Annotated in this window: 22 protein-coding genes; 15 read left to right on the top strand and 7 right to left on the bottom strand. The window is 71.6% G+C overall.

Translation table 11 applies throughout. From position 1 onward, the window contains the following. Window positions 1-56 precede the first annotated feature (56 nt). The 8 genes from CP984_RS37145 (at window position 57) to CP984_RS37110 (ending at window position 9,306) form a co-directional block, all read left to right on the top strand. The gene (locus CP984_RS37145) at window positions 57-632 is read left to right on the top strand and encodes a TetR/AcrR family transcriptional regulator (RefSeq protein ID WP_003985704.1); all 576 of its coding nucleotides are present in this window, start codon (window positions 57-59) and stop codon (window positions 630-632) included. A gap of 216 nt (window positions 633-848) precedes the next feature. After that, on the top strand, window positions 849-1,766 hold the full coding sequence (locus CP984_RS37140; protein WP_003985705.1) for an ABC transporter ATP-binding protein: 918 nt from the start codon (window positions 849-851) through the stop codon (window positions 1,764-1,766). Between the two features lie 6 nt (window positions 1,767-1,772). Continuing rightward, complete coding sequence (locus CP984_RS37135) at window positions 1,773-4,349, top strand: ABC transporter permease (RefSeq protein WP_003985706.1); 2,577 nt, start codon at window positions 1,773-1,775, stop codon at window positions 4,347-4,349. An 85-nt stretch (window positions 4,350-4,434) separates the two neighbouring features. Then, entirely contained in the window at window positions 4,435-5,325 is an 891-nt protein-coding gene (locus CP984_RS37130; RefSeq protein WP_003985707.1) for an LLM class F420-dependent oxidoreductase, read from the top strand. A gap of 105 nt (window positions 5,326-5,430) precedes the next feature. Beyond that, window positions 5,431-5,859, top strand: coding sequence for a GNAT family N-acetyltransferase (locus CP984_RS37125; protein WP_003985708.1), 429 nt, complete (start codon window positions 5,431-5,433; stop codon window positions 5,857-5,859). A gap of 179 nt (window positions 5,860-6,038) precedes the next feature. After that, window positions 6,039-7,379, top strand: a complete 1,341-nt coding sequence (locus CP984_RS37120) for a hemolysin family protein (protein ID WP_003985709.1) — start codon at window positions 6,039-6,041, stop codon at window positions 7,377-7,379. Beyond that, window positions 7,376-8,428, top strand: a complete 1,053-nt coding sequence (locus CP984_RS37115) for a hemolysin family protein (RefSeq protein ID WP_043977277.1) — start codon at window positions 7,376-7,378, stop codon at window positions 8,426-8,428. The genes CP984_RS37120 and CP984_RS37115 overlap by 4 nt, the downstream gene beginning before the upstream one ends. 107 nt (window positions 8,429-8,535) lie before the next feature. After that, entirely contained in the window at window positions 8,536-9,306 is a 771-nt protein-coding gene (locus CP984_RS37110) for an SGNH/GDSL hydrolase family protein (RefSeq protein WP_003983815.1), read from the top strand. Between the two features lie 115 nt (window positions 9,307-9,421). Here CP984_RS37110 and CP984_RS37105 read toward each other — a convergent pair whose 3' ends face one another. From CP984_RS37105 to CP984_RS37095, 3 genes are all read right to left on the bottom strand, one after another. Continuing rightward, window positions 9,422-9,826: a hypothetical protein gene (locus CP984_RS37105; protein WP_003983813.1), complete on the bottom strand. Its 405-nt coding sequence runs from the start codon at window positions 9,824-9,826 to the stop codon at window positions 9,422-9,424. A gap of 351 nt (window positions 9,827-10,177) precedes the next feature. Beyond that, window positions 10,178-12,061, bottom strand: coding sequence for a hypothetical protein (locus CP984_RS37100; protein ID WP_003983812.1), 1,884 nt, complete (start codon window positions 12,059-12,061; stop codon window positions 10,178-10,180). 280 nt (window positions 12,062-12,341) lie between these two features. Next, window positions 12,342-12,998 (bottom strand): maleylpyruvate isomerase family mycothiol-dependent enzyme, encoded by a 657-nt coding sequence (locus CP984_RS37095; RefSeq protein WP_030312049.1) that lies wholly within the window; start codon window positions 12,996-12,998, stop codon window positions 12,342-12,344. Window positions 12,999-13,069: 71 nt separating this feature from the next. Between CP984_RS37095 and CP984_RS37090 the strand changes: the two genes are divergently transcribed. Further along, window positions 13,070-13,987 (top strand): LysR family transcriptional regulator, encoded by a 918-nt coding sequence (locus CP984_RS37090; protein WP_003983810.1) that lies wholly within the window; start codon window positions 13,070-13,072, stop codon window positions 13,985-13,987. 44 nt (window positions 13,988-14,031) lie between these two features. On the opposite strand, the gene CP984_RS37085 is transcribed toward CP984_RS37090, so the two are convergent. Together CP984_RS37085 and CP984_RS37080 are read right to left on the bottom strand one after the other, a co-directional pair. Beyond that, window positions 14,032-15,438 (bottom strand): lamin tail domain-containing protein, encoded by a 1,407-nt coding sequence (locus CP984_RS37085; protein WP_030177716.1) that lies wholly within the window; start codon window positions 15,436-15,438, stop codon window positions 14,032-14,034. 391 nt (window positions 15,439-15,829) lie between these two features. Continuing rightward, window positions 15,830-16,180, bottom strand: coding sequence for a hypothetical protein (locus CP984_RS37080; protein WP_003983808.1), 351 nt, complete (start codon window positions 16,178-16,180; stop codon window positions 15,830-15,832). Between the two features lie 770 nt (window positions 16,181-16,950). Here CP984_RS37080 and purB point away from each other — a divergent pair. The 3 genes from purB (at window position 16,951) to proP (ending at window position 20,826) form a co-directional block, all read left to right on the top strand. Beyond that, window positions 16,951-18,384: an adenylosuccinate lyase gene (gene purB / locus CP984_RS37075; RefSeq protein WP_003983807.1), complete on the top strand. Its 1,434-nt coding sequence runs from the start codon at window positions 16,951-16,953 to the stop codon at window positions 18,382-18,384. Between the two features lie 12 nt (window positions 18,385-18,396). Then, the gene (gene mug / locus CP984_RS37070; RefSeq protein ID WP_003983806.1) at window positions 18,397-18,972 is read left to right on the top strand and encodes a G/U mismatch-specific DNA glycosylase; all 576 of its coding nucleotides are present in this window, start codon (window positions 18,397-18,399) and stop codon (window positions 18,970-18,972) included. Window positions 18,973-19,293: 321 nt separating this feature from the next. Next, window positions 19,294-20,826, top strand: coding sequence for a glycine betaine/L-proline transporter ProP (proP, locus tag CP984_RS37065; protein WP_197049382.1), 1,533 nt, complete (start codon window positions 19,294-19,296; stop codon window positions 20,824-20,826). Between the two features lie 314 nt (window positions 20,827-21,140). Here the strand turns inward: proP and CP984_RS37060 are convergent, their stop codons facing one another. Beyond that, on the bottom strand, window positions 21,141-21,593 hold the full coding sequence (locus CP984_RS37060; protein ID WP_003983804.1) for a hypothetical protein: 453 nt from the start codon (window positions 21,591-21,593) through the stop codon (window positions 21,141-21,143). A gap of 204 nt (window positions 21,594-21,797) precedes the next feature. Here CP984_RS37060 and CP984_RS37055 point away from each other — a divergent pair, with 204 nt between their 5' ends. The 3 genes from CP984_RS37055 to CP984_RS42375 all read left to right on the top strand — a co-directional run bounded on the left by CP984_RS37055 (window position 21,798) and on the right by CP984_RS42375 (window position 23,947). After that, entirely contained in the window at window positions 21,798-22,955 is a 1,158-nt protein-coding gene (locus CP984_RS37055; protein WP_003983803.1) for an ROK family transcriptional regulator, read from the top strand. 168 nt (window positions 22,956-23,123) lie between these two features. Continuing rightward, window positions 23,124-23,807 carry an alpha/beta fold hydrolase gene (locus tag CP984_RS37050; protein ID WP_003983802.1) on the top strand — a complete coding sequence of 228 codons (684 nt, stop codon included), beginning with the start codon at window positions 23,124-23,126 and terminating at the stop codon, window positions 23,805-23,807. Then, window positions 23,795-23,947: a hypothetical protein gene (locus tag CP984_RS42375; RefSeq protein ID WP_226048742.1), complete on the top strand. Its 153-nt coding sequence runs from the start codon at window positions 23,795-23,797 to the stop codon at window positions 23,945-23,947. Before CP984_RS37050 ends, CP984_RS42375 begins: the two co-directional genes overlap by 13 nt. 49 nt (window positions 23,948-23,996) lie before the next feature. Here CP984_RS42375 and CP984_RS37045 read toward each other — a convergent pair whose 3' ends face one another. Beyond that, the gene (locus tag CP984_RS37045; RefSeq protein WP_003983801.1) at window positions 23,997-24,365 is read right to left on the bottom strand and encodes a VOC family protein; all 369 of its coding nucleotides are present in this window, start codon (window positions 24,363-24,365) and stop codon (window positions 23,997-23,999) included. Window positions 24,366-24,473: the final 108 nt, after the last annotated feature.

The following is a 24,473-nucleotide window of genomic DNA, read 5'->3' as shown; positions in this document are numbered from 1 at the left end:
CCGTAGTACTCTGCTTGAAGTGGTTTGAACTCAGTACTACGTCTGGAGTGGTGCCAATGGCACGCAGGAACGACGAGCGGAGGGCCGCCCTGGTCGACGCCGCGATCGAGGTGCTGGCCAAGGAGGGCGCGCGGGGGCTGACCTTCCGGGCGGTGGACACCGAGGCCGCCGTCCCCGCCGGTACGGCCTCCAACTACTTCGCCAACCGCGACGACCTGCTCACCCAGGCGGGCGCCCGGGTCTACGAACGGCTGCAGCCCGACGAGGCCACCATCGCCCGGCAGCGGGCGAGCACACCGGACCGGGAGACGTACGCGCAGCTGATGCGGGAGCTGATCGGCCGGATCAGCTCCTTCCGTACCGGCTACCTGGCGCTGCTCGAACTGCGCCTCGAAGCCACCCGGCGCCCCGACCTGCGCGCGCTGCTGACCGAGCGCGTCCGCGCCGACGTGGACGCGAACGTGGCCTACCACGAGGAATCCGGTCTGCCCGGCGACGCGACGGCCGTCCGGCTGCTGTACCTGGCCTTCAACTGGCTCATCGTCGAACAGCTCACGCTGCCGGGGGTCTTCTCGGAGGCCGAACGCGACCAGCTCGTCGAGGCCGCGGTGGAACGCATCGTGACGCCATGAGGCGGGGCGGGGGCACACCCCCCACACCCGTCGCACCACCCGCCCGCCCCGGCGCACACGCGGATCATCAGGGTCGCGCTCCTCCGGCGGGACGAGAGCCGGGGCGGGGAGGTGGCCCGTAGGGGGATTCCGGGGCGATGGATGCTGCCCTACTGTCGGGGGCCACGCGGGAGTTGCCGCCCCGTGCCGGCACGGGGCCGACGTCGGGAGGCTGACGTGTCCACATCGGTCGCGGATACGGCGAAGGGCGCAACGGGCGGCCATGGGGCGGCCGCGCGGGCGGTCTCACTGGTCAAGACGTACGGAATGGGCGAGACCCAGGTCGTGGCGCTGGACGGCGTCGACGTGTCGATCGGGCGCGGGCGCTTCACGGCGGTGATGGGACCCTCCGGCTCGGGCAAGTCCACGCTGATGCACTGCCTGGCGGGCCTGGACACGGTGTCCGCCGGCCGGGTGTGGCTGGGCGAACGGGAGATCACGGGCCTGAGCGACCGGCAGCTGACCCGGCTGCGCCGGGACCACGTCGGCTTCATGTTCCAGTCGTTCAACCTGCTGCCGACGCTGACGGCCGAGGAGAACATCACGCTGCCCATGGACATCGCGGGCCGCAAACCGGACCGGGAATGGCTGCGCGAGGTCATCAGCACGCTGCGGCTGGGCGACCGGTTGCGGCACCGGCCCTCCCAGCTCTCCGGTGGCCAGCAGCAACGGGTGGCGTGTGCACGGGCGTTGGCCGCCCGCCCGGACCTGGTCTTCGCGGACGAGCCGACCGGAAACCTGGACTCGCGCTCCGGCCTGGAGGTGCTCCAGTTCCTGCGGGAGGCGGTGGACGGGCTCGGGCAGACGGTCGTGATGGTCACCCATGACCCGAACGCCGCGGCCCACGCCGACCGCGCGCTCTATCTGGCGGACGGCCGGATCGTGGACGAGATGGCACAGCCCACGGCGGAATCCGTACTGGAACGCATGCAGATCTTCGCCGCGGGCCCGCAGCCCGCGCAGTCCCTCCCGGACCCCGGTCACGGCACCGGCACATACTCCGGCCCTGGTCCTGGCTCCGGCTCCGGCTCCACAACCGAACCCCCCACCGCTCCCGGCCCCGCCCCCTCCCCCGACACCCCGCGGAACGGCTGACCCGCCGTGTTACGGGCCACGCTCCGGAGCTTCTTCGCGCACAAGGGACGGCTGCTGCTCTCCGCCCTCGCCGTGGTGCTCTCGGTGGCGTTCGTGGTGGGCAGCCTGATCTTCTCCGACACGACGGGCGCCACCTTCGACCGGCTCTTCGCCTCGACCGCCTCGGACGTACGGATCGCGCCGCGGCAGGACTTCGACGCGCCGGGCGGAATCGGTTCGGCGGAGACCCCGACCGTACCGGCGGCCCTGCGGAACCGGGTGGCCGGCGTCGCGGGAGTGGCGAACGCGCACCTCGACGTCTCGCTGAACCGGACCACCGTCACCGACGCCCGCAACGAGCCGGTGGGGCCGACACAGAACGCCTCCTCCATCGTCGGCGCCTGGTATCCGAGCGAGCACAGTCCGGTCCGGGTGACCAGCGGCCGACCGCCGCGCGGCCCCGGAGAGGCGATGCTCGACCGCGACTCGGCGGACCTGAAGGGCATTCGGATCGGCGACACCCTGCACGTCATCGCCCCGCCCGGCACGTTCTCCGTACGCGTCGTCGGCATCGCCACCCTCACCACCACCAACCCGGGCGCCTCGCTGGTCTTCCTGGAGACGAGGGCCGCCCAGCGCGGTCTGCTGGGCAGTACGGCCAAGGCGACCGGAATCTCCGTGGACGCCGCGCCCGGCGTCCCGGACCGCGTGCTCAAGAGCCGGATCAGCGCCGCGCTGGGCCCCGGCGCTTCCGCGTACGACATCCGCACGCGCGACGAGCAGAAGAAGAGCCAGGCCGAGGAGCTGGGCGACTTCCTCGGCATTCTCAAGTACATGATGGTGGGCTTCGCGGGCGTCGCCGTCCTCGTCGGCGTCTTCCTGATCGTCAACACCTTCTCGATGCTGATCGCGCAGCGCACCCGGGAACTTGGCCTGCTGCGGGCGCTCGGTGCGGACCGCCGCCAGGTCCGCCGCTCGGTGCTGCTGGAAGCGCTGCTGCTGGGCGTCTTCGGCGCCACGGTGGGGCTCGCGGCGGGCGTCGGGCTCGCGGTGCTGCTGGTCGTCGCGCTGGGCTGGTTCGGACTACGGCTGAACACCGCCGACCTGGTGCTGAACTGGCCGACCGTGGTCGTCGCGTACGCCGTCGGGGTGGGCGTGACCTTCGTCGCCGCCCTGCTGCCCGCGCTGCGGGCAAGCCGGGTCTCCCCGATGGCCGCCCTCGCCGATGTGGAAGTCCCGGGCGTGGGGCGGCCGTTGCGTGCCCGCGCGATCGCGGGTTCCCTGGTGGGCGCCGCGGGCGTGGCCGCTCTCGTGGGCTGCGCGCTGAGCGGCCGGACGGCGGTCGCCGGGACACTGCTGGCGCTCGGCGTGCTGCTGACGCTGCCGGCCGTGGTGATCGTGGGACCGCTGCTGGTGCGCCCGGTGATCCGGCTGCTCGGGCGCGGACTGGAGCCCGCGTTCGGCACGGTCGGCCGGATGAGCCGCCGCAACGCGCTGCGCAATCCCCGCCGTACGGGTGCGACGGCGGCGGCCCTGATGGTCGGGCTGGCGCTGGTGGCCGGGCTGTCGGTGGCCGGGGCGTCGGCCGCCGTGTCGGTCGGCCGGCAGATCGACCGGACGCTGGGCGCGGACTTCGTCGTGCAGAACGCGTCGTTCGCGCCGTTCTCCGGGGAGATCACCGAGCGCGTGCGCGCGACACCGGGCGTGGGCACGGTCGTACGCCAGCGGATCGTCCCCCTGCGCCTGAACCTGCCCGACGGCCGGTCGGTCACGACCGTGGCCGGGGCCTTCGACCGGGGCTTCGACGCGGTGGGCAAGGTGACGTACGCGGCGGGCGGCACGGCGGCGGCGCTGGCGCCCGGACGGGTCGGCGTACAGGAGAAGTTCGCGCGGGAGCACGGTCTGCGGGTGGGCAGCGGGCTGGACGCGGTGCTGCCGTCGGGGCGGCCCGCCCGGTTCACCGTCGGCGCGCTCACCGCGGACTCCGGTTCCGGGCCCGCGACGCAAGGGGGCATCTTCATGGGGATGGCCACTTTGGAGAAGTACGTGCCGCGCGGCCAGGACTCCGTGGTGTACGTGAACGCCGCCGACGGCGTCGATCCGCGGCAGCTGCGGGCGGACCTGGAACGGACGCTCACCCCCTTCCCGCAGGTCCAGGTCAACGACCGGGCCGACTACAAGAAGCTGGTCAGCAGCCAGATCCAAGGGCTGCTCAACCTGCTGTACGGGCTGCTGGGGCTGGCCATCGTGATCGCGGTGCTGGGCGTGGTCAACACGCTGGCCCTGTCCGTGGTCGAGCGCACCCGCGAGATCGGACTGCTGCGTGCCGTCGGCCTGTCCAGGAAGCAGCTGCGCCGGATGATCCGGCTGGAGTCGGTGGTGATCGCCCTGTTCGGCGCGCTCCTCGGCCTCGGACTCGGCCTGGTCTGGGGAGCCGCCACCCAGCGGGTGCTGGCGCTGGAGGGGCTGACGGCGTTCGCGGTCCCGTGGTCCACGGTCGCCGCGGTGGTCATCGGGTCGGTGCTGGTCGGGCTGCTGGCGGCACTGCTCCCGGCGCTGCGCGCCTCCCGGCTGAACGTCCTGGCCGCCATCGCCCATGAGTGACCGTACGTAGACTCGTCGACTGTCCGCACCACGCGTCGACCGCGCACCGGCCCGGAGCCGCGTGCACGCATCTCAAGGGGGCTCCATGGCACGTCCGTTCCGCTTCGGCGCCAACATGCTCACGATCGAGTCGGGGGCCGGGTGGCGGCAGAAGTGCCGCCGGGCCGAGGACCTGGGGTACGACGTGGTGCTCGTACCGGACCACCTCGGCATGCCCGCGCCGTTCCCCGCGCTGATCGCCGCCGCCGAAGTGACCGAGCGCCCGCGCCTGGGCACCTTCGTCCTCAACGCGGGCTTCTGGAACCCGGCCCTGCTCGCCCGCGAGGTGGCCACCGCCGACCTCCTCACCGGCGGCCGGCTCGAACTGGGCCTGGGCACCGGTTACGTACGCGCCGAACACGACACGGCGGGCCTGCCCTGGGGCTCGCCCGGCGAGCGGGTGGACCATCTCGTGCGGACGATCGAGGAGTTGGACCGCTCCCTGGGCGACCCGGAACACGCGCCACAGCCCGCCCAGCAGCCCCGGCCGCCGCTGCTGATCGGCGGCAACGGCCCGCGCATGCTGCGAATCGCCGCCCAGCACGCGGACATCGTGGCGTTCGCCGGCGGCCGGGCGGCCCCCGGCAAGCCGGAGGGTACCCTCGAACTCCTGACGCCGGACGCGCTCGACGACACGCTCGCCGTCTACCGCAAGGCCGCCGCGGACCGTACCCGGGCGGCCGAGCTGAACATCCTGGTCCAGCAGGTCAAGGTCACCGACGACCGGCGCGCCATGGCGCGCGAGATCGCCGGGCACGGCATCGGCGTGGACGAGGAGCAGGCCCTGGACGTCCCGACGTTCCTGTTCGGCACGACCGCGCAGATGGCCGATCAGCTCCGCGAACACCGCGAGCGCTACGGCTTCTCGTACATCACCGTGCTGGACCCGTCCATGGAGGCGTTCGCTCCGGTGATCGAGGAGCTGAAGGGGAGCTGAGACCCGTCAGCGCGGCGTTCCGGCCCCGCCGGGGGCCGGAGCACCCCGTCTCGGACTGCGAAAGCCCATGGCGGCCCGGAGCCGTTCCGTGCTTGGCTCGCGGGCATGATCGACATACGGATACGGACGGCCGTACCGGACGACGCCGAGAACGTGCTCGCCTTCTGGCGCGAGGCGGCGGAGGGCACCTCCATCACGGACGACGTGGACGGTGTGACCCGCCTCGTGCGGCGCGACCCGCAGGCGCTGCTGCTCGCGGAGTCCGACGGCCGCCTGGTGGGTTCGGTGATCGCCGGTTACGACGGCTGGCGGTGCTCGCTGTACCGGCTCGCGGTGCTCCCCTCGTACCGCCGCCGAGGGGTGGCTACGGCGCTGCTGGAAGCGGCCGAGCGGCGCTTTCTGGCCGTGGAAGGCCGGCGCGGCGACGCCATGGTGCTGGAATCGAACGAACGAGCCCACCGGGCGTGGTCGGCCGCCGGCTACCGGCGCGAGGACCACTGGCGGCGGTGGGTGAAACCGCTGACCCGGACCTGAGCCGCAGCGCTTCGCCCGCCCGCCACCTGCTTTGCCCATCCTTTACTATGGATGGTTCCCACGTCTCCCAGCGAAAGGAGTGAGCGTCCAGCCATGGGCGAGCCTCCCAGTTGTCATCCCGTCTCCACCCGGGGCGCGAACCTCCCGGTCCTGTTCGAACATGGGACGGAGGTGACCCGATGACCGAGCTGCTCCTCCTGGCCGTGGCCCTGCTCCTGACCCTGGCCTGCGGCGTCTTCGTCGCGGCCGAGTTCTCGCTGACCACCGTCGAGCGCAGCGACCTGGAACGCGCCGTGGAGCGCGGCGAGCGCGGCGCGGACAGTGCCCTCAAGGCCGTCCGCAGCCTGACGTTCCAGCTCTCCGGCGCCCAGCTCGGCATCACCGTGACCGGCCTGGTCATCGGCATGCTCGCCAAGCCGTCGATCTCCGCGCTGCTGGCCGGCCCGCTGGACGCCCTCGGCCTGCCGCCGTCCGCGGCGGACTCGGTGGCCCTGGTCCTCGGTACCGCGGTCTCCACCGTCGTCCTGATGGTCGTCGGTGAGCTGGTCCCCAAGAACTGGGCCATCTCCAGCCCGCTGCCCGTCGCCCGCCGCGTCGCCACCGCCCAGCGCGGCTTCAGCGCCGCCTTCAAACCGTTCATCGGGCACCTGAACAACACCGCGAACCGGATGATCCGCCGGATGGGCATGGAGCCCGCCGAGGAGCTGGCCTCCGCCCGCGGCCCGCAGGAGCTGGTCGCGCTGGCCCGGCACTCCGCCAAGGAAGGCGCCCTGGAACCGGACACCGCGGAACTGTTCGTACGGACCCTCGCGCTCGCCGATCTCACCGCGGAGAACGTGATGACACCGCGGGTGCAGGTCACCGCCCTGGACGTGCAGGCCACGGCCGAGGACGTGGCCACCGCGACCCGCGCCACCGGCCTGTCCCGCTTCCCGGTCTACCGCGGCAGCCTGGACGCCGTGGTCGGTGTCGCCCACATCAAGGACGTGCTGACCGTCCCCGCCGACCGGCGCCCCCGCCACCCCGTCTCCGAGCTGCTGCGCGAGCCGCTGCTCGTACCGGAGACGCTGACCGTCGACAAGCTGCTGGACCGGCTGTCCGGCAAGCAGACGATGGCCGTGGTCATCGACGAGTACGGCGGTACGGCGGGCGTCGTCACCCTGGAGGACATCGTCGAGGAGGTCGTCGGCGAGGTACGCGACGAGCACGACCCGATGGAGACGCCCGACCTGGCCCCGGCGGGCGAGGACGCGGACGGCCGGCCCCGCTACGAGGCGGACGGCGCCGTGCGCACCGACCAGCTGGAGCAGATCGGCCTGAAGCTGCCGGAAGGCCCGTACGAGACGCTGGCCGGCCTGATCGCCACCGAACTGGGCCGTATCCCGGCCGCCGGGGACAGCGTCGAGGTCGCGGGGTGGCGGATGGACGTCCTGGACGCCTCCGGGCACCGCGCGGCGCGGGTGCTGCTGCACGCGCCGCTGCCGGAGAGCGCCGACGAGGCCGGGGAGGACGCCCGATGACCGCCCTCCAGCTGTTCATCGGCCTGCTCACGCTGGTCGTCAACGCCTTCTTCGTGGGCGCCGAGTTCGCGATGATCTCGGTGCGCCGCAGTCAGATCGAGCCGCACGCGGAGGACGGCGACCGCCGCGCGGACCGGGTCCTGTGGGGGCTCCAGCACGTCTCAGGCGTGCTGGCGGCCGCGCAGCTGGGCATCACCCTGTGCACCCTGGTGCTCGGCGCCGTCGCCGAGCCCGCCATCGCCCACCTCCTGGAGCCGGTCTTCGACACGGTCGGCGTGCCGGCGGTCCTGGTGCACCCGGTCTCCTTCGTCCTCGCACTGGCCGTGGCGACGTACCTGCACATGCTCTTCGGCGAGATGGTGCCGAAGAACGTCGCGCTGGCCGAGCCGGTGCGTACGGCGCTGCTGCTGGGACCGCCGCTGGTCGCGCTGACCCGCGCGCTGCGCCCGGTGATCTTCGCGATCAACGCGTTCGCCAACGCGCTGCTGCGGCTGCTGCGGGTGGAGGCCAAGGACGAGGTGGCCGCGACCTTCTCCGACGACCAGCTGGCGAAGATGGTCGAGGACTCGCAGGCCGCCGGGCTGCTGGACGACCGGGCGAAGGAGCGCCTGCGGGACGCCCTTGAGCTGGGGCGCCGTCCGGTCGCCGACGTGGTGGTGCCGGTGACCAAGGTGGTCACGGCCCGGCTCGGCGTCACCCCCGAAGGCGTCGAGGAACTGGCCGCGACCTCCGGCTTCTCGCGCTTCCCGGTCGTCGACAGCACCCAGCGCATCCTGGGCTACCTGCACGTCAAGGACGCGCTCGACGCCTCGCCGCGCGATCTGCCGTTCCCGCTGTCCGCGCTGCGGCCGATCGCGCGCGTACGGGCCGAGACGCCGCTGGACGACGTCCTGACGGCGATGCGGGCCTCCCGTACGCACCTGGCCGCGGTGATCGGCAAGGACGGCCGGCTGGCGGGCCTGGTCACGATGGAGGACGTGCTGCGGGAGCTGGTGCTCCAGCAGCAGCCCCGGAAGGCCGGGCCGGCCGGGAGCACGGCCAGGCGGTAGGGGCGGGGCCCCGGGACGCGGATCTCCGCGTCCTGGGGCCCGGGTCCTTCCCGCGCCGGGCGGCCCGTCCGGGGCCCCGCTCCCGCCCCGGTAGGATGCCTCCCGCCATGGAGATCAATGCCACCTACACCAGTTTCGTCGCGGTGGGCGACAGCTTCACCGAGGGCATGTCCGACGCCCTGCCGGACGGCTCGTACCGGGGCTGGGCCGATCTGCTGGCCGCACGGCTCGCGGCCCGCACCCCCGGCTTCCGCTACGCCAACCTCGCGGTGCGCGGCAAGCTGATCGGGCAGATCGCCGCCGAGCAGGCCGGCCCCGCCGCCGCGATGGGCGCGGACCTGGTCACGCTGGTGGGCGGGCTGAACGACGTGCTGCGGCCCAAGTGCGACGTGAACCGGGTCTGCGCCCTCCTGGAGGAGGCCGCGGAACGGCTGGCCAAGGACTGCGGACAGCTCGTACTGATGCGCAGCCCGGGACGGCAGGGCCCGGTCCTGGAACGCTTCCGTCCCCGCATGGAACAGCTCTTCGCGCACATCGACATGCTGGCCGAGCGGCACGGCGCCATCGTGGTGGACCTCTTCTCCTCCCGCGCCCTGGCCGACCCGCGGATGTGGGCGGACGACCGCCTCCACCTGAACAGCGCCGGTCACGAACGCGTGGCCGAGGCCGTCTGGCAGGCCCTCGGCTTCCCGCCCGAGTCCGACTGGGACGCGCCGCTCCCGGCGTTCGTACCGCCGCGCTGGACCGCACGGCGCACCGCGGACGTACGCTTCGCGCGCCGCCACCTGATGCCATGGATCGGCAGACGCCTCACCGGTCGCTCCAGCGGAGACGGCCGCCCGCCGAAGCGTCCTGACCTGCTGCCGTACGAGGACTGAGCCGGGCCCGGCCTGCCGGGGCAGGCTCTGCGCAGCAGCCCCGTCCCGGACGCTGGCACAGCCTGCAAGAACAACGCACGCCGCCCGGCACCGTGCCTACCGGGCGGCGAGATGCTCAGCAGCCCGTGTTGTGCAGACCCGGCGTCTCGAAGTTGCCCTGGTCCGCGACGGCCAGGAGACCGTAGATCGTGCTGCAGCCCAGGTTCTGGTTCTTGAACTTGTACGTCTTCGTGTCTCCCTTCTTGACCGTGTACGCGTTGCTGAGGTGCTTCGTGTTGCCCTTCCGGTAGCCCAGCTTCACGGTCACCGGGGAGCCGCCGGTCTTCCCGTACACGACGTTCACGGTGTGGCCGCCGTCGAGGATGCCCACGCAGAGCGTGCCGTTGGAGAGCGAGGTGCAGGAGGGACCCGCGTTGCGGACCGCGGCGGCCGAACCGGCGGCCGAAGCCGGAGCGGCCAGACCCGCGGCCGTGAGGAGGGAGGTGGCGAGAATGACGCCGGCCCGAGTGTGGTTGCGCATGGGGAGAGTCCTCTTTCTGCAGGTCACAGTGCTGATCATCGGCAAGGGTACCCAGGCGAAATTCAGCCAACAAGGCGGATGGGTTCCGAAAAAACGGACCTGCGCCTTCCGTTTGACCGCGAGCTCCAGCCACGCGCCCCCTGGCCCCCAGGCATCGCTCGCGGGGCCCATAGGGCGTGCGTCACGGGCAACTGCCCGCCGTGCGGCCGCCCCCTGAAGAGCGCAGCAGCAGGTGGTACAGGACGAGTCCGCCGGTGTCGGACAGGGCGTGGACGAGCAGGTCGTCATCCGTGAATTCGCGTCGGCTCGCCAGGAGATGGGCCCCGTACGGGGCGGCCGGATGGGAACCGGTTATTCGCGGTCGATCTCCACGGTCGCGGTCCCGCCCGGCGGTATCCGTACGTTCACGCAGGTGTGGACGCTGCCGTGGAGCGCTCTCCGCTGGAACTCGTGCGGCCGTCCGTCGGCCCTTACGGTGCGGTGGTCGCCCGGGAAACGGGCCTGCCACGTGTACGCCTTCGAGGTGGCGTTCGTGAGCGTGGACCGGTGGGTGCCGTCGTGCCGCAGACCGAAGAAGCCGTCGCCGACGGGGATGTTGTCGGCCCGCACCCAGTCGATGTCGCGGGGCAGGTGGGAGCGGGTGCTCACCCTGGCGCGGGGCGCGTCCGGGCGGAATCCCATCAGTCCCTCGACGGTCTGTGAGACGAGGGTGAACGCGACTTCCGGATAGTCGCCGTTGATGCCCTGCGCGGCGACGGGATGGCGGTCGTTGCGGTGGTCGTAGACATGGCGCATCCACTTCCACGCCTGCTCGTCACGGTCGTTGGCGAAGAAGGTGTCCGGCAGATACGTGATCGCCTCGATGTTCACCGGTTTCCCCGCTCCCCCGGCCATTTCATCGATGTAGTCGAGGTAGGCGTCATTGCGCGGCCCCGGCAGCAGCAGACGTTTCATGGGCATGAACCAGCTGTTCTCCCTGCCCCAGCCGGACAGCGGGGCACCGGAGAGGTCATAGGCGCGTGTCATCGCGGCCCCTTGGTTCGCGACCCAGCCGTGATGGAAGTACCTGCGCAGTTCCACTGCCCGGTCGGCATACCGCGCCGCTTGTTCCTCCTCACCCCGGGCCGCCGCGAGGGCCGAGGCGGCCAGATAGGCCCGGTACTGGGAGGCGAACGCGTCGCCTGCCTCGACCAGTTGCTCGCCGCTGCCCTCGTTGTAGCTGGCCGCCCCCTGGAAAATTCCCCGCCCCGTGCCCTCGGCGACACCGTTGGGTTTGAGCCGGTCGTGTTCTTCGACGAATTCCATGGTGGTGTGACGGCAGAAATCCCACATGGCGTCGTCGATGTAGAAGGCGTCACCGCTCCACCGGTACGCCTGTTCCGTCTTCTCCACCAGTTCGAAGGGCGCGGGCACCTCGCGCACGAAGAAGTCGGGGCTGTGATAGTCGATGCTCAGATACGTCCGGGCGTCGAAGTTGTACGCCCACACCGGGTAATACACATGGGCGGCGACCGCCGAAGCGGCGAAAGAGCCCAGCATGGTCTTGTTCTCTTCGATCAGCCCCAGAATCTGGGCTCCGGCGACCTGATGGGCGGTATCGCGCGCGTAGTAACCACTCCGGTGCGCGTACCCGGCCCAGTACGAGGGAGCATAGGCCGCGGTGCCGGAACCGCTGGGCTGCCTCTCGTCCACGTTCAGGGGCCCGACGGTGCCGGGCAAATGAACCCAGCTGTTGGCCTTGCGCTTGGCCCACTCGAACATCTCCGCCAGCAGGGGATCGGAGGACGTGACCCGCGGATCGGCCGGGGCCGCGGGGGACAGCATGACGTCATCCACATTGACCCACGCGCCACCGGACGCGAACACGATCTCCATCCGGTCCCCTTTTCTCAGGGCGACCCGCGAGACGGTGTGGCGGGAATAGAAAGAGCGGTCCGCGACGGCGACCTCACCGGCCGGCGCGCCGTTGACCCGTACCTGGAACGCACCACGCGGCCCGCCCGCGGCGATCCACGCGGACACGTCGTACATGCCCTTCCCGCTCGCGGTGACCACCTGCCGCACCTGCCGTTCCCGCCCGGCATCCAGGTACGCGTTGCAGCGTCCGGTGTGCGGATTACCGGTGGCGACGCCGGTGCCGTCGCCCCAGACCCACCCCTGCTCGCCCTGCTCGAATCCGGGATTGGCCACCGCCAGGAACGACGGGCCGACGTAACAACCGTTCGGTGATGGCACGAGCGAACCGTCCTCTCCTCCGATGGGCCGGCCCGGCCACGCTCCGGGCACCGTGTACGGCAGGCCCGGCGGGCCCGGTCCACGCGCACGCCCCCGCGGCATCACGTCGGCGGCCACGTCCCGCAAGCTAGGGGCCCTGAGCCGCCGCACCGTGCCCGGAAAGGCGGGCCACCACACCAGAGTCGTGGCAGCACCGGGTACGCACAAGACTCCGGGGCCACGAACGCCACCGGCGGGAAGCGGGGACGCGGACGGGCGGAGCCGGTAGCACGGTTTGTGCTCACCCGGCCGGCAGGGTGAAGCGGCTGCTCGGCTCTCCTCGTAGCCGGCTGCCTGGAACCCTGCGCCCGTATGCCAGCAGCAGGAGGTCCTGGGCGGAGCCGTACAGCGGCGAGCCCGAGCCGTACGACCAGTCGAGGTCCTCGGCATACAGCCGCACCCCGTCGAGGTCGGCGCCGAAGAACTTCAGGCTGCTGGGCCGGATCGCGTCGAGCAGGATGCGCAGCCGGTCCTCGGGGACCCGCCGGTCGAGGCCGAGCGCGACGGTGATGTCCAGCCCGTGCACCACGTCGTGGCCGAGCGCCGCCGCGAGCCCGCCGACCGGTGGGGCCCAGGGGTGATCGGCGTTGTCCCGGAGGAAGGCGGCGAGTGCGGCGGTGGAATGGGCGGCCGCGTCCTTGCGCGCGACCCGGTCGGTCATCCGGTGGAGGTTCCCGCGCGCCTTGGCCAACTCGCCGAGCATCGCGGGCAAGCGGAGCCGGAACCCCATCGACATGTGTGCTGCCACCTCACGCACCCGCCATCCCGCACAGAGGCTCTGCCCCTCCCACTGGTCGGCCCGGAGAGTGTCCAACAGGTCGGCAAGTTCGCGGCGTTCCGCCGAAATCGCGGCTCTGATCTCGGACTTGTTCCCTTTGCGCGGTGTCGCGTTCTCCATGTGATCAAGCCTGCCGCCGACAGGGCCATATCTCCAATAGATGGTTCTGCTGGCACCTAGAATCACTGGTTATGGAACTGCGTCAGCTGCGCTACTTCGTCTCCGTGGTCGAGGAGGGAGGCTTCACCCGCGCCGCGGCCCGGCTGCACCTGGCGCAGCCCGGCTTGAGCGCCCAGATCCGCCAGTTGGAGAAGGAAGTGGGGCAGCCGCTGCTCGACCGCTCCGGACGGTCGGTGACACCGACCGAGGTGGGCCGGGCGGTCCTGCCGCACGCCCGTGCCGCACTGGCCGCGGCGGAGGCGGTGCGGCAGACGGTGGACGCGTACACGGGACTGCTACGCGGCCGGGTCACGCTCGGACTGGTCTCCGGCGCCACCGGCCACGTCTTCGACATCGCCGCTTTGCTCGCGGACTTCCACGACGCCCACCCCTCGGTCGAGTTGACGCTCACCGAGGACACCACGGAGCGAATGCAGGCCGCCCTCCTGGCCGGCGAGCTGGACATCGCCATCCTCGGGACGGCGGAAGAGGTACCACCACCGGGAATGGCCTTCCAGACCGTGATCGACGTCCCGCTGGTTGCCGCCGCCGCGCCCAACGTTCCGCTTCCCGACCGTACGTATGGCACGACCATCCCGCTCGCCGATCTCCGCGACAGACCGCTGATCTGCCTGCCGCACGGTACCGGGGTACGCGCGGCACTCGAACGCGGCTGCTCGCAGGCCGGATTCCGGCCCCGCGTCGCCTTCGAGGCGGCCGCCCCGCACGTGCTCGTACGACTCGCCGCGCGGGGCCTGGGCATCGCCGTACTACCTGCCGGGGAGGACGAATCGCCCCTCGACGGGCAACTTCGCACCATGCGGATCGTCCGCCCCGAAATGCGGGCACGCATCGCGCTCGCCTGGCAGGCCACCGGCCCCTCCAGCCCCGCGGCCCGGGCACTCCTCGACCGCCTGCGCGAAGCTCTCCCGAAGCCGCCCGAGACATAGTCCGCACTGCTGCGCGCGGCGCGACCGGCGGGTCGGGGCAAGGGTCAGCAGGTGATGCTGCCCTCGCGCAGTGCGTGGCCGTCGTCGTTGGCGTCGTCGGCCCAGTAGACGGGCTTGGATCCGGCAATGCACTCGTCGGCGCCTGCCAGGGCGAAGCCCTCGTTGTTGTAGTTGGGCATGCCGGTGGGGCGGTTGTAGACGGCGGTGGTGGTGAAGGCGCCGGCCTTGTCGACCTGCAAGGTGCGGTGCTGGCCGCCGCAGGTGTCGTCGCAGACGGCCCACAGGCGGGCGGCCCGGGGTTCCCACTGGAGTTCCATGACGCCACGCATGCCGCTGTTGACGGACGCGACGCGGGTGAAGGCGCCGGAGTCCTGAAGGACGTAACCGTAGATCGTCCCCGTACCTTCGACTCCGGCGAAGAACACGCCCCCACTGTGGGCGCCGTAGCGGGCCGGGTCATAAGCGGCGCCGGTGGAGGCATCCTTGAAGGCGGCCCGGGTCAGGTAGGTATCGGGGACCCAGGTGATGCCCTCGAAGCCGAGGTTGGAGCCGACCGGCGGCAGGTCGGAGGTGAGGTTCCACTCCTTGACGGCGGTCAGCGCGGAGCCGGTGCCGGAGACGTCGTACTTCAGGACGGACAGGCGGCTGGTGCCGGAGACGTCACCGTTGCGTTCACTGGCGACGAAGACGCCGCCCGCGGAACCGTTGCCGGTCACGGTGACGCCCTCGCTGTCGGGGTGCCCGGAGCCGCCGGGGAAGCGCAGGGCCTTGCCGGATCTCCAGCCGCTGCTGGTGTCGGGGGTCCAGCCGCCGGAGCCGTTACGGACCAGGCGCCACAGCTTGCCGCTGTTCTGGGCGCCCCACATGATGTTGCCGTCCTGGTAAAGGCCGCTGAGGTCCTCCCCGAAGACATTGGAAGCGTCAGCGTCCGTCACGGAGTTGCTGCCGGGCCACGGCACGGGCGTGATGCCGTCACCGCCACAGTCGTTTGGGGCCCCCAGCGTCATTACGACCGTCTGGAAGGCCCCGATGCCGTCGGGGCAGCGTGACCAGGAAGGGCCGGAATGCTTGCTCCAGGAGAAACTGTCGACCAGCGTCTTGCCGTCCGGCAGGTACAGACGAGCCTTGTCATCCGCTCCCAGCCCGAACGCGTCGTGGACGTCGAAGGCACGAAAAGCGCCCGCGGCCAGCGTGGTTCCGGAGGCGATCTTGTACTTCGAGCCGTCCTTGTCGTCCTTGAGAATCCAGCCCGAGATGTCGACCGTAGCGGTGCCCTTGTTGTACAGCTCGACCGAGTCCTCGACGTCCCCGGTGGTCACCACTTCGTTGATACGGATGTCACCGGCCGGGGCCGCGCCGGCAGGTGAGGCGACGAGCGCACCGGCCAGTGCCGCCCCGACGGCAAGGAGAGCGAGAGCACGAGGCCGACGGCGCGTACGTAATGCGGTCACGGTATACGTCCAGGGGTCGCGGAGGATGGGGCGGCACGACGCTCCCGACGCAATCCAAACGAAGTGCCTCCTGATGTGCAGACGGCACGTGAACGACGGCAGAACGGTTTGTGGGGAGGTGGGCAGGTGGTTGATGCTGTGGGGCGCCGGGGGCGTCTGATCTTCTCCGCGCGGGTCAGGGGGGAGTCGCGGAAGGGGGGTGGGCCGACCGACCGGTGAACCGGCCCTGGGTCCCTGCGGGTTCGCCGCATCCCATCCTCGCCAAGCCGAACCGAGCCGTGGGCCACTGCCTGGTCCGGCTCGCCGATGTCCTCCGTGCGATCGGGCAGAGCGCCGCTCAGCAGCCGCCACAGGCCCTACGTGCGCGGAACTACGAAGTCACGCTGGAGTATCAGGCGTCGCTGGTGCCGTCGTGAAGGAAGCGTTGCGGGCCTTCGAGGTCGGCCAGTGGTGTTGTCCGGGGCCAGGGGGACTGTTCCTGGCGGCCGCTCCAGGTCAGATGAACAACTGCCCAGCGGAAGGAACGGTCGGTGACACGGAACAGGACGTCGTCGCAGGCTTCGCAGCGTGCCGCCGCGCGGACCCGGGCACCGTGCAGCGGGTGGTCCGGCGGCAGTTCCCGGCGGAGTTCCTGTTCCAGGGCGTGCAGGACGCCGTCATCAGGGACCCACCAGGGGGCGGGGAGCCGGCCGGGATCGTCTGGCGTGGGCGGTGTGGGCAGCACCGTTTCAGTGTGGCCCATGCTTCTTTCCGTTCCGGGCGAGGCCCCACTGGCACGGAGGCCCATGACTTGGCTGAGAGGCGTGGGTGCCTGCAGGGCCCGGCGACAGTCGGGGCACCGGCTCGCAGATCTTCGCGAAACGACAGCTGGAGGCGCCGGGCCTTGGTGCGACGATCGGCGCCGGACGAGTCGCTGCGTCATCTTGCCGGATCCAGCGCCCGGACGGGGGGTGGTCCGAAGCGAGAGGGATCGGAACCAGGAGGGGTCGGGGCGCCGTCGCGCCGCCCCCCGACCGAGCCACGCCGTCGGGCAGTAGCGAGCACCCAGACCATCATCATGGTGCCCGGGCCGTCGAAAGCCAGGCCGATGCCGGCCCCCGGACGCCGCCTCCAAGGGCAGGCCCCGCCGGATGAGCCCCGGCCGCAGGGCGAGGATGTCGGCGACCGGTCGGAAACCCCGGCCCGCTCCGGCCATGATCATTCTGCGAGCTCCCCGCCACCGAAGAGCACGGGCGCGCCATACCACCCGTTCCTTCGGTGAAGGAGTCCGCGCTGCGCGGCCGGCCGATCCGACGGCTCCGGCCCTGGATGAAGGAGTGCCTCAACGCGGAGGGCCACTGCGCCACCATCACCAAGCCCCACACCACACACAAGATCACCAGGACTCACCAGGCCGCGGGCCCCTCCGGTCGCCCCGCCCCCACCCCTTCCAGTTGATCAAGGAAGAAGCCAGTTCCCCAGGTCACAGGGCTGGATGTCGAGGCTGTCACGTGACCAGTAGACTCTCGTCACGTGACTGCCAAGCCCCGCATTCCGAATGTTCTGGCCGGCCGCTACGCCTCCGCGGAGCTCGCCGTCCTGTGGTCCCCCGAGTACAAGGTCAAGCTGGAGCGCAAGCTGTGGCTCGCGGTGCTTCGTGCGCAGAAGGATCTCGGGGTGGAGGTGCCGGAGCAGGCGCTCGCCGATTATGAGCGGGTGCTGGAGAGTGTCGACCTGGCGTCGATCGCCGAGCGGGAGAAGGTCACCCGGCACGATGTGAAGGCGCGGATCGAGGAGTTCAACGCGCTCGCCGGGCATGAGCAGGTCCACAAGGGCATGACCTCGCGCGATCTGACCGAGAACGTCGAGCAGCTGCAGGTCCGGCTGTCGCTGGAGCTGATGCGGGACCGTACCGTCGCCGTGCTGGCGCGGCTGGGCCGGCTTGCCGGTGAGCATGCCGAGCTGGTGATGGCGGGGCGCTCGCACAACGTCGCGGCGCAGGCGACCACGCTGGGCAAGCGCTTCGCGACCGCCGCCGACGAGCTGCTGGCCGCGTACGAGCGGCTGACGGACCTGCTGTCCCGCTATCCGCTGCGCGGCATCAAGGGCCCGGTCGGCACCGCGCAGGACATGCTGGACCTGCTGGGCGGCGACGCCGCGAAGCTGGCGGAGCTGGAGCAGCGGATCGCCGGGCACCTCGGCTTCGGCCGGGCGTTCACCTCGGTCGGCCAGGTCTACCCGCGCTCGCTGGACTACGACGTGGTCACCACCCTGGTGCAGCTGGCCGCGGCGCCGTCCTCGCTCGCCAAGACGATCCGGCTGATGGCCGGCCACGAGCTGGTCACCGAGGGTTTCAAGCCCGGCCAGGTGGGCTCGTCCGCGATGCCGCACAAGATGAACACCCGCTCCTGCGAGCGCGTCAACGGCCTGATGGTCATCCTGCGCGGCTACGCCTCGATGACCGGCGAGCTGTCCGGCGACCAGTGGAACGAGGGCGACGTGTCCTGCTCGGTGGTGCGCCGGGTCGCGCTGCCGGACGCCTTCTTCGCCCTGGACGGCCTGCTGGAGACGTTCCTGACCGTGCTGGACGAGTTCGGCGCTTTCCCCGCCGTCGTCGCGCGGGAGCTGGACCGCTATCTGCCCTTCCTCGCCACGACCAAGGTGCTCATGGGCGCCGTACGGGCCGGGGTGGGCCGCGAGGTGGCGCACGAGGCGATCAAGGAGAACGCGGTCGCCGCGGCGCTCGCCATGCGTGAGCAGGGCGTCGAGCGCAACGAACTGCTGGACAAGCTGGCGGCGGACGAGCGCATCCCGCTCGACCGTGCGCAGTTGGACGCGCTGATGGCCGACAAGCTGTCCTTCACCGGCGCCGCCGCCGACCAGGTGGCCACCGTCGTGTCCCGTATCGAGGAGATCGCCAAGCAGCACCCCGAAGCCGCGGCCTACGCGCCGGGCTCCATCCTGTGAGGTCCCGCTGACATGGGATTCACTCCCGAGGAACTGCAGGCCGCGCGCGGCCGCCTCGTCCCCGACGTGGCGGCGCCCGGCCTGCGGGTGCTTTTCTGTGGCATCAATCCGGGGCTGATGTCGGCCGCCGCCGGCCACCACTTCGCCCGGCCCGGCAACCGCTTCTGGCCCACCCTGCACGCGGCCGGGTTCACCCCTCGCGTGCTGAAGCCCGCCGAGCAGGAGGAACTGCTGGCGTACGGCCTCGGCATCACGAACGTCGTGGAGCGGGCCAGCGCCCGGGCCGACGAGCTGACCGCGGAGGAGTTCCGCGAGGGCGGACGGCACCTCGTCGAGAAGGTGACGCGGCTGCGGCCGCGGTGGCTCGCCGTGGCCGGGGTGACGGCCTATCGGGTGGCTTTCGACGACAAGCGGGCGCAGGTCGGCCCGCAGGAGCGGACGATCGGCGACACCCGGATCTGGGTGCTGCCGAACCCCAGTGGCCTGAACGCGCACTACCCGCCGGCCGCGCTGGCGGAGGCGTACGCACGGCTGCGAGCTGCGGCTTTCGACGAGGAAGCCGAGGAAGGTGACGTCCGGGACGTGTGAGTCCCGCGTTACGGGTAAGGCGTGCGTTGTGTGTAGGACGCACGGGATGGTGGGGCTGTGCGAAGCGTTTGAGCCATTCGGTGGTGTTGTGCCGTACGGGTACGGCCAGTGAGCCGATAAGACGTCAAACGTTGCGTTCGCCCCATTCGTGTCGTTCCTATGCTGGTTATGCCGATTTCGACCTTTGCGTCGATACTCGGAGTTACCGATGTGCCGCTCAGCCCCTAGCGACAGGACGAGATGACTACCGGTCAGCCTCAGCCGCCGCGCGTCCGGCGGAACAAGCGGTCGGACGGAGGAAGAAACTCCGAAACCGACCGGCTGCTGCGCACCCTGCTGCGCCGCCGCAAACGCCAGCTCAGTGTCGAGGAAGTCACCGTCACCGACAGACCGCAGGTGCGCCGCGCGGTCACGGCGGCCGCCCTCGGCAACATGATGGAGTGGTTCGACTTCGGGGTCTACGCCTATCTGGCGGCCACGATGGGCAAGGTCTTCTTCCCGTCCAGCTCCCCCGGCGCCCAGCTCGTCTCCACCTTCGCCACCTTCGCCGCCGCCTTCCTCGTGCGGCCGCTCGGCGGTCTGGTCTTCGGGCCGCTGGGCGACCGCATCGGACGGCAGCGGGTGCTCGCCGCCACGATGATCATGATGGCGATCAGCACCTTCGCGGTCGGCTTCCTGCCGGGCTACGAGTCCATCGGCTTCGCCGCCCCGCTGCTGCTGCTCGTCTGCCGGCTGGTGCAGGGCTTCTCCACCGGCGGCGAGTACGCCGGCGCGACGACCTATATCGCCGAATACGCGCCGGACAAGCGCCGCGGCTTCCTCGGCAGCTGGCTCGACTTCGGCACCTTCGTCGGCTACTCCCTCGGCTCGGGCCTGGTCACCGTGCTGACCGCCGTACTGGGCACGGACGGCCTGGAGAGCTGGGGCTGGCGCATTCCGTTCATGGTCGCCGGGCCGCTCGGCCTGATCGGCCTCTATATGCGCATGAAGCTGGAGGAGACCCCGGCCTTCAAGCAGGAGGCGGAGGCGGCGCGGCAGCAGGCCGAGGCCGCCGGTCCCGACGACGCGCCCGTCGAGGAGGCGCGGCAGTCGGGCAAGGGCCGCCTGAAGGAGATCTTCACGGGGCACTGGGAAGCCGTGCTGATCTGCATGGGGCTGGTGCTGCTGTACAACGTCACCAACTACATGGTGACCTCCTATCTGCCCACCTTCATGACCGAGACGCTGGGCGAGGACGCCACGACCGCGCAGCTGCTGGTGCTGGGCACCATGGTCGTCGTCGCGCTGACGATCACGACCGTGGGCCGTACGTCCGACAAATGGGGCCGGCGCCCGGTGTTCATCGCGTCCAGCGTCGCGCTGGTGGCGCTCTCCTATCCGGCGTTCCTGCTGATCCGGCAGGGCGGGATCCTCTTCCCGGCGTTCGGCTGCCTCATCCTGGGCCTGCTGCTGGTCTGCTTCGCGGGCACCTCCGCCTCGACACTGCCGGCGCTCTTCCCCACCCATCTGCGCTACGGGGCGCTGTCGATCGCGTTCAACATCTCCGTGTCGCTCTTCGGCGGCACCACGCCGCTGGCCGCGTCCGCGCTGGTGGAGGCCACCGGCAGCCATATGATTCCGGCGTACTACCTGATGGTGGCGGGTGTCATCGGCTTCATCGCGGCCTTCTTCCTGCACGAGACGGCGGGCAAGCCGCTGCGCGGTTCCGGACCGATGGTCGAGACCCCGGAGCAGGCCCGTGAGCTGGTGGCCCAGAGCCGTGCCGAGGCCGGGCGCCATGCCCGCGACATCTGGATCCGGCTGCGCCACCCGTGGGCACACCACCGCGACAAGCAGAACAACAGGGAGAAGTAGACCGGGCAGGAACGACGGGACGGCCGCGCCCGTACGGTACGCGCGCGGCCCCCGCACCCGACGGCCCCCGCACGGGTGGCGGGCCCGACAGCCCCCGCACGGGTGGCGGCGACGGTGCGGCCGGCCCACGGCGGGCGGGCGGCACCGTCGCCGCCACCCGTTCCGCGTACGGAGCCCGATGCCCGTACCAAGCCCGATGCCCGTACCAAGCCCGTTCCGCGTACGGAGCCCGATTCCCGCACTGAGTCTGCTCCACGCACAGACCCCGATTCCCGCACCGAGCCCGCTCCGCGCGCAGACCCCGTTCCCGGACCTCAGCGCACCGCATCCGCCCGGCCCACCGCCGCCAGCAGCCGGAAGGCCGGCATCTCCGGCTCGCCCTCCCCCAGCCCGACCGCGATCCACCTCCCGTCGGCGCGCCAGGCGTGCACCCGCGGGACCTGGCCGCACAGCACGTCGAGCGGCGGCCGGACGGGCATGCCCATCGCGACCCGCTCCAGATGGTCCGCCAGGTCCAGCACCTCGGGCTCGCCCCAGCGTAAGCAGAGAGCCGATATGAGTCCCTCCAGCTCGGCGCGGTACTCCCGCGCCGTCTCCTCGACGTCGGCGGGGTCGGCGTCCCACAGCTGCTCGTCGGCGCGCAGCTGGGCGACGTGGAAGCCGGGGCCGCTCTCGACCATGGCGGAGGCGACCGGCTCGGCCGGGAACGCACGGCCGCGGAGGAGGTCGATGGCGGTGAGGTGCTGTGCTGTGGTCGCATGCGTCATGCCGTCAGTAAACCGCCGGGGTCTGACAATTGGCCCCGCGTCAGGCGCCGCCGGGCGCTCCCGGGGCGGACGATCAGCGGGCAGGGGCCGGGCCCGCGGCCCCCGCGCCGCCTCCCGGCCCTCCCCCGCCCGCCGCCCGGGACTCGCCGCACACCGGCTGACCGGCTACGATCCGCCACACACGCAATGCGAGGGAGACGGACGTTGGGGCGGCTAACCGGCGGGGACCCCTCCCTGCTGCGACGGATCAACTCCGCGGTGGTGCTGCACGCGCTGCGCGCCGCCGACTCCCCGACGCTCACCCACCTCGTGGAGGTGACCGGGCTGTCCCGGCCCACCGTCGAGGGGGTCGTCGAGGGTCTGATCGAGACGGGCCTGGTCGCCGAGGCGCCCGCCGACGAGGGCGCCGCCCGCCGCCAGGGCCGCCCGGCCCGCCGCTTCCGCTTCCGTACCGAGGCCGGGCACCTCCTGGGCATCGAGATCGGCCCGCACCGGGTGGCCGCGCTGCTGTCCGACCTCGGCGGGCGGGTCCTCGGCTCCGCGCAGCGCGCGGTCGAGGAGACCGCGCCCGCGGACGAACGGCTGGAGAAGGTGCGGGCCGCGGTGGCAGAGCTGCTGCGGCGGGCGGGCGTGGCCCGCAGTTCGCTGCGCGCGGTCGGGGTGGGCAGCCCCGGCATCGTCGAGGCGGACGGCACCGTACGGCTGGGTACGGCCCTGCCGGACTGGACCGGGCTGCCGCTCGGCGACCGGCTGCGCCGCTCGTTCCGGTGCCCCGTCCTGGTGGAGAACGACGCGAACACCGCCGCCGTGGCCGAACACTGGAAGGGCGCGGCCGCCGGCTCCGACGACATCGTGTTCGTGCTCGCGGGCCTCAGCCCCGGGGCCGGCGCCCTGATCGGAGGGCGGCTGCACCGCGGCTTCGGCGGCGCGGCCGGGGAGATCGGCGCGCTGCACCTGCTGGGGCGCGAGGCCACGCCGGAGAAGCTGCTGTCCACGACCGGGCAGCCGCTGCATCCCCTGGACGAGGCGCAGGTGGCCCGGGTGTTCGCCCTCGCGCGCGAGGGCGACGCGCGGGCCCGGGACGCGATGGATCGTTTCATCCGGCGGCTGGTCCACGATGTCGCGGCGCTGGTGCTCGCCCTCGACCCGGAACTGGTCGTGGTCGGCGGCTGGGCCGCCGGTCTGGACGACGTACTGGAGCCCCTGCGCGCCGAACTGGCCCGCTACTGCCTGCGCCCGCCCCAGGTGGCCCTGTCCGTACTCGGGGAGGCGGCGGTGGCCACGGGTGCGCTGCGGCTGGCGCTGGACCACGTCGAGGGCGAGCTGTTCGCGGTGGAGGGTACGGTCACGGCCCGGCGCTGAGACGGGGCCCGCAGCGGCGGACCCGCCGGCTTACCCACCTGCGCACGGCGCGATGCGCGGGCGTTGTCACACCCCCCGGCTAATGTGCTGAGCAGTCGCCCCGGGACCGGGCCGAGCAGGGCCAGGGGGCCGGTCGTCAGGTGCGCCGCAAGCCATGGAGGCAGGGTCATGAGCGAGGGCCAGGAATCCACCACATACCCGTCGTCCGCGGGGTACGCGCAGGTCAACGGGCTGGACCTGTACTACGAGATCCACGGCACCGGACAACCGCTGGTCCTCCTGCACGGCGGCATGCTCACCATCGACCTGACCTTCGGCGGCATACTGCCCGCGCTCGCCACCACGCGGCAGGTCGTCGCCGTCGAAATGCAGGGCCACGGACACACCGGCGACATCGACCGCGAGTCCACGCTCTCCTGTCTGGCCGACGATGTGGTGGGGCTGCTGGACCACCTCGGGATCGACCGGGCGGACGTCTTCGGCTTCAGCCTCGGGGGCCTGACCGCCCTCCAGCTGGCGGTCACCCGCCCCGAGCGGGTGGACCGCCTGGTGCTCGCCTCCACGCACTACCGGCGCGACGGCTATCACGCCGAAATCCTCGACCCGCACGCCCGCCCCGGCTCCCCGCGGATGCCCACCGAGAGCGACTTCCAGGAGATGTACGAGGCGTACGTCCAGGTCGCGCCCGACCCGGGCCGCTTCGAGGCGTTCGCCGAGAAGCTGCAACCGACGGTGCACGGCTTCGAGGGCTGGTCCGCCGAGACGCTGGCCGCCATGGAGGCGCCGGTCCTCCTGCTGGTCGGGACACCGACTTCGTCCGGCTGGAGCACGCCGTCGAGATGCACGGCCTGATCCCCGGCTCCCAGCTCGGCGTACTCCCCGGCACGACCCACCACAACCTGCCACGGCGCGCCGACCTCGTCGTACCGATGGTGAAGGCGTTCCTCACACCGACGACACCGACGGCGTCGGCTCTATCGTCGGCCGCCTGAGCCACGCACGGCCACGAGGCCCCGGCCGGCGGCGGGAGCAGGCCCGTCCTCAGCCGCGCGACGTGTCGATGACGCAGAACCGGTTGCCCTCGGTGTCGGCGAGCACGACGAAGTCGGGGTCGTCCGGGTAGAGGTCCCAGTCGACCCGCCGGGCGCCCAGGGAAACCAGCCGCTCGACCTCGGCGGCCTGGTCGGCCGCGTCTCCGGCGTACAGGTCCAGGTGGACGCGCGGATGCTCCTGTACGGGCGTCCCGCTCAGTCCGACGGCGATCTGTACGCCGGGCCCGTCCGCGGGCACCAGCACCACCCAGTCGTCCTCGATGTCCTCGCGCGGGACGTACCCCAGCGCCTCCATCCAGAAAGCGGCCGCCCGCCGCACATCCGAAGCACCCAGCACCACCGACCCGACCTTCAGCATGCGGTCATTCTCGCGCAGAGGCGGGGCGGCAGCTGCCACACGGACACGCGTGACGTGGCCTGTTCATACCGGGACAGCAGGCGGACGATGGCGCCGTAGAAGCTGACG

Origin of the sequence: Streptomyces rimosus (genome assembly GCF_008704655.1) — a bacterium.
In the GTDB taxonomy this organism is placed as follows: Bacteria; Actinomycetota; Actinomycetes; order Streptomycetales; family Streptomycetaceae; genus Streptomyces; species Streptomyces rimosus.
The sequence above is the reverse complement of the archived record's forward strand: the minus strand, read 5'-3'. Positions and strand labels throughout refer to the sequence as shown.